This is a genomic window from Desulfosceptrum tomskiensis, from assembly GCF_049818055.1.
Taxonomy (GTDB): domain Bacteria; phylum Bacillota; class Desulfotomaculia; order Desulfotomaculales; family JASEER01; genus JBFLVT01.
The window spans coordinates 1,103,178-1,117,500 of sequence record NZ_CP187479.1 but is presented as its reverse complement, the minus strand read 5'-3'; the positions used below and the strand labels follow the sequence as shown (position 1 = coordinate 1,117,500).

13 protein-coding genes and 2 rRNA genes (1 of these 15 running past the window's edge) are annotated in these 14,323 nt (G+C 57.3%); 14 read left to right on the top strand and 1 reads right to left on the bottom strand.

The annotated features are described in order from the left end of the window. Nucleotides 1–2,422, top strand: a 23S ribosomal RNA gene (locus tag ACPV0M_RS05715); it begins 965 nt to the left of the window's first position. Nucleotides 2,423–2,566: 144 nt separating this feature from the next. Further along, nucleotides 2,567–2,675: ribosomal RNA gene (gene rrf / locus ACPV0M_RS05710) — 5S ribosomal RNA — on the top strand. Between the two features lie 308 nt (nucleotides 2,676–2,983). Here rrf and ACPV0M_RS05705 read toward each other — a convergent pair. Then, a complete protein-coding gene (locus tag ACPV0M_RS05705) occupies nucleotides 2,984–4,636 on the bottom strand; it encodes a putative manganese-dependent inorganic diphosphatase (RefSeq protein WP_425621989.1) in 1,653 nt (550 codons plus the stop codon). A gap of 248 nt (nucleotides 4,637–4,884) precedes the next feature. Here ACPV0M_RS05705 and ACPV0M_RS05700 point away from each other — a divergent pair, with 248 nt between their 5' ends. From ACPV0M_RS05700 to ACPV0M_RS05645, 12 genes are all read left to right on the top strand, one after another. Beyond that, complete coding sequence (locus ACPV0M_RS05700; RefSeq protein WP_425622138.1) at nucleotides 4,885–5,241, top strand: helix-turn-helix domain-containing protein; 357 nt, start codon at nucleotides 4,885–4,887, stop codon at nucleotides 5,239–5,241. Between the two features lie 26 nt (nucleotides 5,242–5,267). Then, complete coding sequence (gene nadE / locus ACPV0M_RS05695) at nucleotides 5,268–5,999, top strand: NAD(+) synthase (RefSeq protein WP_425621988.1); 732 nt, start codon at nucleotides 5,268–5,270, stop codon at nucleotides 5,997–5,999. A 25-nt stretch (nucleotides 6,000–6,024) separates the two neighbouring features. Then, nucleotides 6,025–6,753 (top strand): YebC/PmpR family DNA-binding transcriptional regulator, encoded by a 729-nt coding sequence (locus ACPV0M_RS05690; protein ID WP_425621987.1) that lies wholly within the window; start codon nucleotides 6,025–6,027, stop codon nucleotides 6,751–6,753. A gap of 101 nt (nucleotides 6,754–6,854) precedes the next feature. Then, nucleotides 6,855–7,436, top strand: coding sequence for a hypothetical protein (locus ACPV0M_RS05685; RefSeq protein ID WP_425621986.1), 582 nt, complete (start codon nucleotides 6,855–6,857; stop codon nucleotides 7,434–7,436). 42 nt (nucleotides 7,437–7,478) lie between these two features. Further along, the gene (gene ruvC / locus ACPV0M_RS05680) at nucleotides 7,479–7,961 is read left to right on the top strand and encodes a crossover junction endodeoxyribonuclease RuvC (RefSeq protein ID WP_425621985.1); all 483 of its coding nucleotides are present in this window, start codon (nucleotides 7,479–7,481) and stop codon (nucleotides 7,959–7,961) included. Continuing rightward, a complete protein-coding gene (gene ruvA, locus ACPV0M_RS05675) occupies nucleotides 7,958–8,560 on the top strand; it encodes a Holliday junction branch migration protein RuvA (RefSeq protein WP_425621984.1) in 603 nt (200 codons plus the stop codon). The genes ruvC and ruvA overlap by 4 nt, the downstream gene beginning before the upstream one ends. 106 nt (nucleotides 8,561–8,666) lie before the next feature. After that, nucleotides 8,667–9,689, top strand: coding sequence for a Holliday junction branch migration DNA helicase RuvB (ruvB, locus tag ACPV0M_RS05670; RefSeq protein WP_425621983.1), 1,023 nt, complete (start codon nucleotides 8,667–8,669; stop codon nucleotides 9,687–9,689). 16 nt (nucleotides 9,690–9,705) lie between these two features. Then, nucleotides 9,706–10,251, top strand: a complete 546-nt coding sequence (locus ACPV0M_RS05665; protein WP_425621982.1) for an epoxyqueuosine reductase QueH — start codon at nucleotides 9,706–9,708, stop codon at nucleotides 10,249–10,251. After that, complete coding sequence (locus tag ACPV0M_RS05660; RefSeq protein ID WP_425621981.1) at nucleotides 10,252–10,482, top strand: DUF2905 domain-containing protein; 231 nt, start codon at nucleotides 10,252–10,254, stop codon at nucleotides 10,480–10,482. It abuts the gene before it with no gap. Nucleotides 10,483–10,546: 64 nt separating this feature from the next. Continuing rightward, entirely contained in the window at nucleotides 10,547–10,984 is a 438-nt protein-coding gene (locus ACPV0M_RS05655; RefSeq protein WP_425621980.1) for a 4Fe-4S dicluster domain-containing protein, read from the top strand. Continuing rightward, nucleotides 10,977–12,707 (top strand): aldehyde ferredoxin oxidoreductase C-terminal domain-containing protein, encoded by a 1,731-nt coding sequence (locus tag ACPV0M_RS05650; RefSeq protein WP_425621979.1) that lies wholly within the window; start codon nucleotides 10,977–10,979, stop codon nucleotides 12,705–12,707. The genes ACPV0M_RS05655 and ACPV0M_RS05650 overlap by 8 nt, the downstream gene beginning before the upstream one ends. Nucleotides 12,708–12,867: 160 nt before the next feature. Further along, on the top strand, nucleotides 12,868–14,244 hold the full coding sequence (locus ACPV0M_RS05645) for a SpoIID/LytB domain-containing protein (RefSeq protein ID WP_425621978.1): 1,377 nt from the start codon (nucleotides 12,868–12,870) through the stop codon (nucleotides 14,242–14,244). Nucleotides 14,245–14,323: the final 79 nt, after the last annotated feature.

Sequence of the window (14,323 nt, the reverse complement as noted above, 5' to 3'; positions counted from 1 at the left end):
CTTCACCGGTTACCGAACCCATTCAAACTCCGAATACCGGCCACTTGGTGCGCGGGAGTCAGACTACGGGTGCTAAGATTCGTGGTCGAGAGGGAAACAACCCAGACCGTCAGCTAAGGTCCCGAAAATAGGCTAAGTGGAAAAGGATGTGGAGCTGCACAGACAGCCAGGATGTTGGCTTAGAAGCAGCCACCATTTAAAGAGTTCGTAATAGATCACTGGTCTAGCGGCTCTGCGCCGAAAATGTAACGGGGCTAAGCCTATTACCGAAGCTGCGGATTGGGAAGTGAGAGGTGAGAGGTTAGAAGTGAGTGAGGGAAAGATCACCAGTTTTGAGGACCTTATAGTGTACCAGACGGGTTACCGGCTGGCGCTGGAGGTTCACAGGCTGACGCAGGATTTTCCCATCGAAGAAAGATACGAGTTGGGACAACAGCTAAGGAAAGCGGCGGCATCCATTCCAGCAAATATCGCGGAAGGATACGGCCGGAAGAACGCCAAGGCAGAGTTCAGACACTTTCTTCGCAACGCTCTTGGTTCAAGCAACGAGATGAGAACCTGGCACGCGACCTCGGCTATCACCAGAATGCGGTGATGATCGAAGAATACGACGTGTTGGGCAAACAGATATACCGTCTCATTGAGAGCTGGAGCTAAAGACTACTCACATCCGACTTCTCACATCTCACTTCCCACTGGTAGAGGAGCGTTCCCGTCGGGTCGAAGCCATACCGTGAGGAGTGGTGGACCGGTGGGAAGTGAGAATGCCGGCATAAGTAAGCGACAAGACGGGTGAGAATCCCGTCCGCCGAAAGCCTAAGGTTTCCTGGGGAAGGCTCGTCCGCCCAGGGTAAGTCGGGACCTAAGGCGAGGCCGAAGGGCGTAGTCGATGGACAAACGGTGGAGATTCCGTTACCACCAACGGCCGTTTGAGGATGGAGTGACGCGGAAGGCTAGGTTGAGCGCGCGGCTGGAAAAGCGCGTCCAAGCCCGTAGGGTGCAAGGCAGGCAAAACCGTCTTGCGTAAACCTGAGAGGTGACGGGGAGGGAAAACGAGTACCGAAGCAACCGACGCCAGGCCGCCGAGAAAAGCTTCTAACGAGGCTGGTTGGTGCCCGTACCGCAAACCGACACAGGTAGGCGGGAAGAGAATTCTCAGGCGTGCGAGAGAACCCTTGTTAAGGAACTCGGCAAAATGACCCCGTAACTTCGGGAGAAGGGGTGCCCCGGCAGCGTAAAGTATTTTACATACGGAGCGCGAGGGGGCCGCAGAGAAGAGGCCCAGGCGACTGTTTACCAAAAACACAGGTCCCTGCCAAATCGCAAGATGACGTATAGGGGCTGACACCTGCCCAGTGCCGGAAGGTTAAGGGGAAGGCTCAGCGCGCAAGCGTGAAGGTCTGAACCGAAGCCCCGGTAAACGGCGGCCGTAACTATAACGGTCCTAAGGTAGCGAAATTCCTTGTCGGGTAAGTTCCGACCCGCACGAAAGGTGTAACGATCTGGGCGCTGTCTCAACAAGGGGCTCGGTGAAATTGTAGTACCGGTAAAGATGCCGGTTACCCGCAGTAGGACAGAAAGACCCCGTGGAGCTTTACTGTAACCTGATATTGGATTTTGGTATTGTATGTACAGGATAGGTGGGAGGCGTGGAAGGTAGGGCGCCAGCCTTACCGGAGCCGGCGGTGGGATACCACCCTTATGGTACTGGAATTCTAACCTTGGGCCCTGAAGCGGGTTTGGGGACAGTGTCAGGCGGGCAGTTTGACTGGGGCGGTCGCCTCCCAAAGCGTAACGGAGGCGCCCAAAGGTACCCTCAGCGCGGATGGAAATCGCGCCAAAGAGTGCAAAGGCACAAGGGTGCTTGACAGCGAGACAGACAGGTCGAGCTGGTGCGAAAGCAGGGCTTAGTGATCCGGCGGTTCTGCGTGGAAGGGCCGTCGCTCAGCGGATAAAAGCTACCCCGGGGATAACAGGCTTATCTCCCCCAAGAGTCCACATCGACGGGGAGGTTTGGCACCTCGATGTCGGCTCATCGCATCCTGGAGCTGGAGCAGGTTCCAAGGGTTGGGCTGTTCGCCCATTAAAGCGGTACGTGAGCTGGGTTCAGAACGTCGTGAGACAGTTCGGTCCCTATCCACTGCGGGCGCAGGAAACTTGCGAGGATCCGTCCCTAGTACGAGAGGACCGGGATGGACGCACCGCTGGTGCACCAGTTGTCGTGCCAACGGCACAGCTGGGTAGCTATGTGCGGCCGGGATAAGCGCTGAAAGCATCTAAGCGCGAAACCCCCCTCCAGATGAGGTTTCCCATCGCGTTAAGCGGGTAAGACCCCTGGTAGACGACCAGGTAGATAGGCCGGGCGTGCAAGCTGGGCAACCAGTTGAGCGGACCGGTACTAATCGGTCGAGGGCTTGACTCGTCCTACTTACGCTGTGCAGTTTTGAGAGAACAAGTGGGAAGTGAGAAGTGAGAGGTCAGAGGTTAGAACATAGGAAAGAAATCGGCAAGCCGATTTCAACCTTAAGGACTCACGACCGACATCCCACATCCCACCTCACAGATTTCCGGTGGCAATGGCGGAGGGGGTACACCCGTTCCCATCCCGAACACGGCAGTTAAGCCCTCCAGCGCCGATGGTACTGGGTAACCGGGAGAGTAGGTCGCCGCCGGAGCTAAAGATACAAAAGCACCCTGTAGAAAGACAGGGTGCTTTTGTTATTCTTAGCGTATATCGGGCTTTGAAAAGCGGCGCCTAGCATTTCGGAAGTGTGAAGTAAGAGGTCAGAGGCGGGTACTCGAAGGAATTCGCAAAGCGAATTCCAATCCCAGTTTCTCACTTCTAACTTCCCACGACCCACCTCTCATTTGCCTTCCGCGCCATGCGTGCTTTTGAACGCCCTCCGCGCTGCGCACTGTTGGAGTTAGGGGTCAGATCCACCGATTGTTACTCATGTGCCAGAAAATGGCACTATCTTTTTGTTTATTTAATTCCCTGCTGGCGAAGGGCCATTCCGATCCTGGGAATGAAATCCTTTTTCCGCGACATAACTTGGGGTACGAAGCATTTGCCTCTTTCGCATTTTACGCCGAAGGCTTTCTCCACGATTTCTCTCTCTCCCTCGACCCAGATTTCTTCCCCCTTCTTCGAAAGCGGGTTGGTGATAAGGAGGACGACCAGGTCGTAGCCGCCGCTCCGGCAAAGCTGCCGCATCTCAGTTCTGATTTCTTTTTCCCGGCTGGCGATCTCCGCTTCATCCAGGACCATGATCTGGTTAACCCCGATCTTCTTGTTCGCCAATAAGTACTCCTTAAAATCCTGCGTGACGATTTCCCGTGCCGATGTCCCCTTGGTGGTTATGCTCACCGATAAGAGTTCCTTCCCGAACTCCGCCAGGTTAAGCCCGGTTACGGCGCCCAGGCGGTGAGCCATCTCATAATCCTTTTCCGTAGTGGTGGAAAGGGTCAGGAGCAGAGTATCCGACAATATCCCCGCAAGGAGAGCGCCGGCAATCTCAGGAGCTATCTCCATCTGGTGCAGGCACAACTGGTAGGCCACAATGGTGCAGGTGCTCCCGACTGGTTCGTTGTAGACATGAATCGGTTTGATGGTGGAGATGTCGCCCAGCCGGTGATGGTCGATGATCTCCAGGATATCAGCCTGTTCGATGTCCGGCACAGCCTGGGAAATCTCGTTGTGATCCACCAGGATCACGCGTTTTTGAATGGGATCAAGCAAGTCGCTCCGGGTGATGATGCCGATTAAGCGGTCGTCTTCATCAAGGACCATGGTGCAGCGGCACTCTGACTCGAGCACCAATTCCTTAACCTTTGTTATGGGGGTCCTGAGCCTGACCGTGGGAATCCTTCGGGACATTATGGTTGAAGCGGGCAGGCAGAGCATCATCAACTTGGCCGTGCTCAGGGTACGATATGGCGAACTGATCACCAGGACGCGCTCTTGCCTGGCAAGCTCCAGGACATCCTCGCTGACCGGATGGTCGCCGGTGATAATCAAAGCGGAGCATCCTGCTTTGATCATGTCGATCTGAACGTCCGACCGGTCTCCCAAAATAACGATGTCTCCCGGTTTAGCCCTTTTGAGCGTGGTTTCCCTCCGGGATGCGGCGACAAAGACGTCGCCTGAGAGGGCGGATACCTTCCCCGTGTTGGCAAGAACTTTTCCTTGCAGGGCCGAGACAAGCAGGCTCAACTGCACCGGGCTTACAAACAGGCCCTCTATCTCAATCCTTTCCGCAAAGAACAGTGCCAGGTCCAAGGAGTGCACTATTCCCAGCAGCCTGTTGTCGGTGTCGACCACCGGGAGACTGCGGATGTTCCTGTTTCTTATCAGGTGGGCTACGTCCAGGAGCGAGTCCTCGGGCGAAACGGAGATGGGTTTGCTGAGGTCCATATCGGCTACGGTAGCCGCTACGCTGTCTATCCGCATGGGGGGTTCAAGGCCGAACCTTTCCAAGATGAAAGCCGTTTCCTGATTCAACGGTCCGGTCGCGCAAGGGACGTACAGGTGGGTCTCGTCCAGCAGGTTTTTAAAGTAGGCGTACCCGATCGCCGCACATACCGAATCGCTGTCGGGAGAACGGTGGCCGATAACCAGAACGCGGCTGTTTTTCACTGAAAAACCCCTCTTTCGAAGGCTTTAATGGCTTGGGACTTGTAAGGCAAACTTGAGAGCGCCGTAGTAATATCGAATTCTGGATGGGTTCCTGCATGTCCTTCCCCTAGAGTAAAAATTTGGGTTTTTCTTTTATGCATGAAATGATTGTTCCAAACAGTAACAGGTTCTGTCCGGGCTACGTGATACGGTAAAGCCACTTCGTCAGGAGAGTGGGAGGTGAAGAGAAACTGAGCGAATTAGGGATCATGGTTCGCCGGGCAAGGAAAAGCAAGGGGTTAAGCCAGGCGGCGCTGGCGCGCGCCGTCGGCCTTACGCCCCAGTACATCTCCGACATCGAGCGGGGGAGAGCCTTCGGCTTCTACCACACCCTGCAGCCGGTTGTCCACGCAACTCGAACTTTATGGACAGACTGCTCTCGACAAATCGGGGCGAGACAGACCGGGACGGGGGTATGCCGGATGGTAACGGTTAAAGGCGGTACGGCTGCAACCGTGAAACATCCTGCGTTAATGCCAGGGGCTGCCCGGCCCCTGGTTTTTCAACGGCCTCCCAGGGCAGTGTTTACGCAAGGTCCTGCTCGTGCTAATATAGCTATGGGGTAGTATAGGAACCTGTAGGGGGTAGCCCAGTGGCTGACAACCATTTAGTTGAAAAACTTACGGGTTGGCTAGACGAGCAGGCCGGAAAGGCGGGAGCGGAGGGTTTTGTTGTCGGGTTGAGCGGGGGTATCGACTCGGCGGTTGTGGCCGGGCTTTGTAAACGGGTCAGGCCGCGGCATACCCTTGGCGTAATCATGCCATGCTACAGCGACCCGGGGGACGAAAAAGACGCCAGGCTTGTTGCCGAATATTTTGGGATCCCCTTTAAAACCGTTTGCCTGGACGAGGTCTTCAGGCAATTCCTTAACGTTCTCGATGTTGAGGATTTTGACCCTGCGAAACAGGATCTCCCTGTAGTTAATATCAAGCCCCGGCTCAGGATGACTGTTTTGTACTTCTATGCCGCCCGGCGCAAGTATCTTGTCGTGGGCACCAGCAACAGGGCGGAAATAATGGTCGGGCACTTCACCAAGTACGGTGACGGAGGCGCGGACTTGCTGCCGCTGGCCAACCTGGTTAAAAGGGATGTCCGCGGCCTGGCGGAGAAACTGGGGGTTCCCCGCAAGATCATCGAAAGGGCGCCTTCCGCCGGACTGTGGTACGGGCACAACGACGAGATCGAACTGGGCGTAACGTATGACCAACTGGATCATTACCTGCTTACTGGAGATGCCGATCAGCCGGTTAGGGAGACGATAGAAAAACTTATCAGGAACAGCGAGCATAAAAGAAGGCTGCCTCTTGTTCCTCCGGTATTTTAGCTTTCGGACCTCTTGAGGTGAAGAGATGGCCGGTCATTCCAAGTGGGCGAACATTAAAAGAAAAAAGGAAAAGGTGGACGCTCAGAAAGGGAAGATTTTCGCCACCCTATCCCGCGAGATTATGGTTGCCGCCCGCGAGGGAGGAGGAGACCCTGACGCTAACTTTCGCCTGAAGGCGGCTATCCAGCGGGCGCGTGAGGCCAATCTGCCCAATGAAAACATCCTGCGCGCCATTGAGAAAGGCGTGGGCGGCGGCGCCGGCGACGGCTACGAAGAGGTAATGTACGAGGGCTATGCCCCTGCGGGTGTCGCGGTTATGGTCCGCGTCCTTACCGACAACCGGAACCGTACCGTTCCCGAGTTAAGGCACGTCTTCTCCAAATACGGCGGCAACCTGGGCGAATCAGGCTGTGTATCCTGGTTGTTCGAGCAAAAGGGCGTTTTCCTGATTGGTCGCGAGAAAGCCGGCATGGACGAAGACGAGCTTATGCTTATGGCTCTCGAAGCCGGGGCTGATGATTTCGAAAGCAGTGACGACGGGTACGAGATAGTTACGACGCCGGATAACTTCGTCAGGGTGCGCGACGCCCTGAATGCGCACGGCGTGCCTGTGGAAAGCGGCGAACTAACCTACGTGCCGATAACCTCGGTTCCGCTTGAGGGAGAGGATGCCGACCGGGTCATGCGCCTTATCGATAGGCTTGAGGAACTTGATGACGTCCAGGAAGTCTATTTCAACGCCGAGATCAAATAAGGAGACAGGACCGCCAAAACCCGGCGGTCCTTTTGACATGTATTCCTGCAGCCCTGTTTGGAAACAATTAGTTAGAAAAGAAAGTTAGGCTGGGGGAAAAAATGTCCAAGCGCCTATGTTACTTGCTTATTATCGTAGGGGTGCTCCTCATCGGCAGCGGCGTGTATGCGGCAAGTGATACCGTACAGACCTTTCTCGCCGCCGACACCGTTAAGAGAGACACCCACGTGGTCCAGGAAGAGGTTTTTGTCTGCAACGATACAGAGACCGTCTATCAGGGACCCGCACCGCTCGAACTGGTTGGTTTAGGCACGGCCGATCTCCTTAAGCGATACCCGGCTGAAGACGGCTGGACCCTGGCAGTGGATCTGCCGCACAAGCTCGTTATGCGCCATAGAGTGCAGGGGTTTTGCCTGACGCACGCCTCCTACCGGCACATCGGCGACAGCGAGGGGTTTGTAGCCGTTTACGAGGGTCCTCTCGGCTATGACCAGCATCTGCTGACAGTGACCAGGATTCTGGTTGAGCAATTGCCGCCCGAAATGTGCGAAAACCTTGCCCGGGCCCGGCGTTTTCAGGACCTGGACGAGGCTGCCCGCGACGAAGTACGCCGTGCGCTCGAGTTCACCGACGAGGGCTCGCTGAACGCTGTCTTGGAAAATATGGATGAACTGCAGGATTAGCATGCCCACCGTCGAATAGGAGTTCCCGAGGAGGGAGACAGCTTGATCATTCTGGGCCTGGATCCGGGTATCGCCTTGACCGGGTACGGCGTGATCAGTGTCCAGGGGAACTCGTATCGGGTTTTGGCCTATGACGCTATCGAGACACCCTCTCGTCTAGCCCATCCCTTGAGGCTCAAACTCTTGTTTGGTACGTTAAAGAGTCTCTGTCATAAATACCAGCCCCGGGAAGCGGCCATTGAACAGCTGTTTTTCAGCCGTAACGTCAGTACAGCGTTCACCGTTGGTCAAGCCCGGGGTGTCGCGCTTTTGGCGGTTGCCGAAGCGGGCGCCGAAGTCTTCGAGTATACGCCCCTCCAGGTTAAAAGCACGATCACAGGCTCGGGGCGCGCCTCGAAGCAGCAGGTACAGTTCATGGTACGGGCCCTCCTGGGCCTGCCGGCCGTCCCGAAGCCCGACGATGTCGCCGACGCGTTGGCTATCGCCATCTGCCACTGCCACTTGAGGGGGTCCGTCTTGAAGTGATAGCCTTTGTAGAAGGCCGTTTGCTTGGTCACGACGGCGAGTCTGTCATCGTGCTCGTCAACGGCCTGGGTCTCCGGGTGCAGGTTTACAGCGACATGCTGAACCGCCTGCCTTCGGCGGGCGCAACGGTATCTTTTTATACCCACCTGGTGGTCAAAGAAGACGCTTTCGAGTTATACGGCTTCGCGAACGAGGCTGAACGGGAGACCTTCCTTAAACTGTTGGGAGTGGGAGGAGTGGGCCCGCGGCTGGCCCTGGCCGTGGTCGGCTGCCTGGGGACGCAGCGTTTCTGGTCAGCGGTTTTACAGGAAGACGCCGTGACGCTGGCCACGGTTCCCGGTATTGGCAAGAAGACCGCTCAGCGGATGATCGTTGAATTGAAGGACAGAGCCGAAAGACTGGCGTTTACCGTTTCTGAGGCAATGGATGAGGCCGCCGGCGGGATGGATGACGCCCTGGCGGCCCTGACAAGCCTGGGATACACCGCGCGGGAAGCGGCGGAGGCCCTGACCGTGGCCAAAAAGGATGTTGCTAAGGGGCCTGGCGTGGCCGAACTGGTAACGGCAGCCCTAAAGGTTCTGGGCCGGAACAGGTGCTAAGCATTCAGCGTTCGGCATTCAGCAGTTGAGCATTAAATACTCAAGGTGCAACGCTCATTCCGAGTGCTGAGCGCTGAGTGCCTAATGCTGATTTAGGGGGTAGCTCGTGGATCAGGAACGCATCGTTGCGGCACAACAGGGACAGGATGACGGGGACGAGACCTCTTTCCGGCCCCGCTCCCTAAGGGAGTTCATCGGTCAAACCCAGGTGCGGGAAGCGCTTGGACTCTTCATTCAAGCGGCGAGGGAGCGCCAAGAGTCTCTTGACCACGTGTTGCTTTCCGGGCCTCCCGGGTTGGGGAAGACCACTCTGGCGCACATTATCGCCAGGGAACTGGGTTCGGACATCCGGATCACCTCCGGGCCGGCGATCGAGCGTCCGGGCGACCTGGCCGCCATTTTGACCAATCTCAGTTCCGGTGATATCTTATTTATTGACGAAGTCCACCGCTTGAACCGTTCTGTCGAAGAGATCCTTTACCCGGCGATGGAAGACTTCGCCCTGGATATCGTGATCGGGAAGGGCCCGGGGGCGAGGTCGCTGCGCCTTACGCTCCCCAGGTTTACGCTCGTGGGAGCGACGACCAGGACCGGGATGCTCACATCCCCGTTGCGTGACCGGTTCGGCGTGATCCAGCGGCTGGAGTACTATACGCATGAGGAATTAACGGCGATTGTCCTGCGCGGCGCGAGTATCCTGGGAGCGAAGATCGAGCGGGAAGGGGCGGTGGAAATCGCCCGGCGGTCGCGGGGCACCCCGAGGGTGGCAAACCGTATTCTGAAGAGGGTACGGGATTACGCCCAGGTCCGGGGTGAAGGAATCATAACCACCGAGATCGCCCAGGAAGCGCTCGACTTTCTGGGCGTCGATACGCTCGGACTGGACGGGTCCGACAGGCGCCTGCTCCGGACACTTATCGAAAAATTCGGCGGCGGCCCCGTGGGACTGGACACCCTGGCGGCGGCGACCAGCGACGAGGCCGTTACCCTCGAAGATGTGTGCGAGCCGTACCTGCTGCAGATAGGCCTGCTCGCGCGGACGCCCCGGGGGAGGGTGGCAACGATGGCCGCCTACCGCCATCTGAAACTGAAGCCTTCCGAAAACAAACAGCAGGAGAGCCTTTGGTAGCCGGGTAGTGATGGACATGAAGAAGGTCTTAGTGCACATCTGCTGCGGACCGTGCGCGATCTACCCCGTGGATGCCCTTCGAGAAAGAGGATTTGAAACCCACGGGTATTTTTTTAACCCGAACATTCATCCTTGCACCGAGTACGAGAAACGCAAAAAAACGCTGCAGGATTACGCCGAGAGGATCGCCCTCCCCGTCGTTTACGCAAAGGAGTATCCTATCGAGGAATACTTCCGGCACGTGGCTTTCCGGGAGGCCGAGCGCTGCCGTCTCTGTTACACCATCCGCCTGCGCCAGGCGGCCGGCATCGCCAGGCACGGCAAGTTCGACTGTTTTACGACCACCCTCCTGGTAAGCCCGTACCAGAAACACGAATTGATCCGTGAGGTGGGCGAGGCCGCGGGGAGGGAGTTCAATATCCCGTTTCATTACGAAGATTTCCGCACCGGGTTCAAGGAAGCCACGACGCGCTCGAAGGCGATGGGCATGTACCGCCAGCAGTACTGCGGTTGTATCTTCAGTGAAATGGAACGCTACAGGAGAAAGGATGATGAACGATAAATGGAAGTGTTCAACACTCTGGGGCGCTTTGTGCTTATTACAGGATTCTTGTTGGTCATCGTGGGCGGGCTGATGCTCCTGGCGGGCAAGATCCCGGGAGTCGGCAGGCTGCCCGGCGACATTTTCGTGCAGCGGGGGAACTTCACGTTCTACTTCCCGGTGGTAACCGGCATTATTATCAGTATCATCATCACGGTCCTGTTAAACCTGTTTCTCGGGTTGCGGCGATAGGATGGATTTAGCAGTTGGCAGTCAGGTCAAAAGCCAAAAGTCAGAGCTGGAAGTTGATTGATAAATGCTGAAAATCTTGACAGTCAGGCACATAAACCGCTGCATCGGGTGCTACTCCTGTATGCTGGCGTGCGCCCGCATTGTTTATAACGACTATTCCCCTGCGCGAAGCGCCATCCAGATTCGCACGCGCGGCGGCATGCAGAGCAAGCTGGGGGCGGACATTTGCATCGGCTGCCTGGATGCACCCTGCGCTGCGGCCTGCCCGACGGGGGCTTTGAAGCCCCGTCCCGGCGGCGGAGTCCTTTATGCCCGGGGCAAGTGTGACGGCTGCGGGGCTTGCCGGGACACCTGCGTGGCGCGGGTGATCAGGATGGACCCGGAAACCGGCAAGGCCATCGTTTGCATCCAATGCGGCACCTGCACCCGTTACTGCCCGCATCACATCCTGGCGATGGAGGAACGGCCCGCGGCCGGCGAGGGGGTTGGGACCGTTGAGTAGCCCGGAAACCAAGAATGTGCTGGAGGTCGATCTAACGGCACAGCACTGGAAGCGCACAGCACGCGGCGACCTCGCCGCTCACCTGGGCGGGATCGGCCTAGCGAGCGGGTTGTTCCTTGAAGAGCTCAGGGCTTCCAGGGATGTTGACCGGACTTTCGTACTGGCCGTCGGGCCCCTGAGCACGATCTTCCCCCTGGCGACCAAAACGGCGGCCGTTTTCCGTTCCCCGCTGACCGGAGAATGGGGGGAAAGCTATGCCGGGATGCGCCTGGCGATGGCGCTCCGTTTTGCCGGGTACGACGCGGTGGTGGTGCGCGGACGGAGCGAACGGCCGATTTACATCACTATTTCTTCCGCAGGGGTGCGGTTCCATAACGCCACGGCTTTATGGGGCCTGTCGGTGGAGGAAGCGGGCCGGCGCTTGCGCGAATGGGAGCGGGGTCGCGGGCACCGGAGCACGATGCGCATCGGCCCGGCGGGGGAAAAGGGGATCGCGTTTGCCGGCGTCAACGTCGATACCTTCCGTCATTTCGGGCGCCTGGGCCTCGGCGCCGTGATGGGGGGTCAGAACCTGAAGGCCGTCGTGGTGATCGGGGAGCAAAGCCAGCCCATCCCGAACGCCAGGGAGTACCGGAAGGTTTACGACGACATCTACAGGCGGGCCGTGACCACCGATGTCATGCGCAAGTACCACGACCTGGGAACGGCCCAGAACGTGCTCCACCTCAACGAACTGGGGGCGCTGCCCACCCGCAATCTGCGATACGGGAGCTTTGAGCATGCGGAAAAAATCAGCGGCGAGGCTTTTGCCAGGGAAACGCTGATCAGGAAGCTTTCCTGCGCGGGCTGTCCGGTCGGCTGCATTCACGTGGGCCTGTACCGCCGCGAGTTCGCCGAGGGTTACGAATACGAAAGCGAGACCCTGGCGTACGACTTCGAATTGATCTACGCCCTGGGATCTTTCCTGGGCCTATCCCGGACGGCCGACGTCTATGCCCTGATTGACCGGGTGGAGCAGTACGGCCTTGACGCCATCTCCAGCGGCGTGGTCATGGGCTGGGCGACCGAGGCCCTGGCCAGGGGGATCGTCTCCAGGGAAGAACTGCAAACCGATCTGGCTTTCGGGGAAGTCAAGGGCTATCTTGAATTTCTCGACAGGCTGGTGGAGCAGTCCAACGACCTTTACCGCACGCTGGGGAGGGGGTTGCAGTATGCCGTCGGACGGCTGGGAGGAGAGGATTTCGCCTGCCTGCACGGTGGGCTGGAGATAGCCGGTTACCATACCGGTTACGGGGCGCTGCTGGGGCACTCCCTGGGGGCTAGGCATTCCCACCTTTGCAACGCCGGGTATGCTTTGGACCAGGATCCCGAGCTGAGCAAACGCCCGGAAGAGATGGCCGGTAAGCTCATTGCCGAGGAAAAGTGGCGCAATGTGCTCAACAGCCTTTGCATCTGCCTCTTTGCCCGGAGCATCTACGACCCCCCTACCGTCAGGGCGGCCCTCAACGCGGTGGGGATCGCGCTGGAAGAAGCTGATCTCCAGGCCTTGGGAGACTGCATTTTCAGCCTCAAGCTGGAAGCCAAAAGGCTGCTCGGCTTTGACTGGCGGGGAATCACGTTCAGCAAGCGGTTTTTTGAAACACCGACTCCGCAAGGCCGGCTAAGCCTTGACGTCGTGCAAAAGCTTTATGCGCAGTATTTGAGAGGGATCGGAAAAGACTAGCGCTGGCCGGATTTGACGCTTCATCGCTGATGATTTAATTTATACCTTATGGTTGATTTATTCTGGGTTTTGTAATTCTGGCTCCTATAGTAATTTTTTGCAGGGATAACCCTATCTCCCGGCGAAGTAATCCGACGATTACGCGGGGGGAGGGTACCGCTTGAGGGTAAGGTTGATTATCTTAGTGACAGGGATAGTTGTCGCCTGTCTTTTCTTTTTTACAGTTGCCGGCTTCGCCGGCGAGGAGGGAGGCGAGCCTGTCATCCGTGTAGCTCTTTTAGAAAATGCGGAAAGCGCTACTTTTAAGACCGACGGTTCTTATCTCCTGCTTAACGGCGCGTCCGGCGAAGTTATAGGCAAACCTGAATCCGGTGAAACCTGGCAAGTCCAATATAGCAACGGAAAATACAAGGTTTTAAAGGACGGCAGCCAGGTCGGCGTTTTTTCGGGCCCTTTAGCCCTTAGCGCCGGCCGGGGCGCCGAGGTCTCGGTGGTTGCCTCGGGCGGCCGCACGTCGACGGCCCTGGTGGGGGAGGGAACCGAGGTTCTTACGGCGGGAGAGCTCAGAGCCCGCCTGGCGAAGGGATCTTTTTCAGTGGCGTCTGCGGGTGGCACGTCTACTATTTCAGCAGGAAGCAGCCAGCCGTTTTTTGTGCTGCAAACGGGCAATGAATGGAGGAGGTTCCGGGGCGATCTCCATCTGTCGTCGACAGGGACCGGCCTGCTCGCCGTCAACAAGGTGCTTCTGGAGCAGTACCTTTACAGCGTGGTGCCCAGTGAAATGCCCTTCAGGGAAGCCGAAGCGCTGAAGGCCCAGGCGGTGGCCGCCCGCTCCTACGCTTTGGGGTCGTTGGCCGGCAGCGCCGCTCGGGACTACGACGTTTTGGCGACCGAGATGAGCCAGGTCTACCGCGGTATGGACTGGGAAAACCCGGCCTGCACGGCGGCGGTGGAGGCGACGAGGGGCCAGGTTTTGCGGTCCTCCGGCGGGGAAATTGTCATGGCTTTTTTCCACTCCTCCAGCGGGGGATACACCGAGAATTCCGAAGACGTCTGGACGCAGGCCATTCCTTACATCAGGGCCAAAAAAGACGATTTTGACTGGAACCCCGTGCACTACAACTGGACGGTCACTTACGACCTCAGCCAGTTGGTTGATAACCTAGCCAAAAAGAAGTACAGTCTCTTTACTGTCGACGACATTCAAGAGGTGGAGCGCACGGCAACAGGCACGCGGGTTAAAAAGATCCTTGTTACCGGGCGGGAAATCAACGGCCGGCAGGTTTCCTACGAAATATTCAACGCCGACCGGGTCAGGTCGGCTTTCGGTCTAAAAAGTTCTTATTTCACAATGACCAAAAGTTTTGACGCCTCCGGAAAACTGGTCAGTGTGACTTTTAACGGCAACGGCTGGGGGCATGGGCTTGGCATGAGCCAGTACGGCGCTTACGGTATGGCCAAGGCGGGGTACACCTACCGCGATATTCTAAGCCATTACTACACTAATGTCGAGATTGTGCAGGAGTACACAAGTTAAACCATTAAGTTCCAGTAAACAGTATAATTTTACACCCCGGTGTTAATACATTAATACCGGGGTGTTGTTTTGTGGCGGA

Coding starts and splice junctions, on each gene's coding strand:
- ACPV0M_RS05700 (WP_425622138.1), top strand. CDS start 4,885: ATGGTTCGCCGGGCAAGGAAAAGCAAGGGGTTAAGCCAGGCGGCGCTG.
- ACPV0M_RS05690 (WP_425621987.1), top strand. CDS start 6,025: ATGGCCGGTCATTCCAAGTGGGCGAACATTAAAAGAAAAAAGGAAAAG.
- ACPV0M_RS05685 (WP_425621986.1), top strand. CDS start 6,855: ATGTCCAAGCGCCTATGTTACTTGCTTATTATCGTAGGGGTGCTCCTC.
- ACPV0M_RS05665 (WP_425621982.1), top strand. CDS start 9,706: ATGAAGAAGGTCTTAGTGCACATCTGCTGCGGACCGTGCGCGATCTAC.
- ACPV0M_RS05660 (WP_425621981.1), top strand. CDS start 10,252: ATGGAAGTGTTCAACACTCTGGGGCGCTTTGTGCTTATTACAGGATTC.
- ACPV0M_RS05655 (WP_425621980.1), top strand. CDS start 10,547: ATGCTGAAAATCTTGACAGTCAGGCACATAAACCGCTGCATCGGGTGC.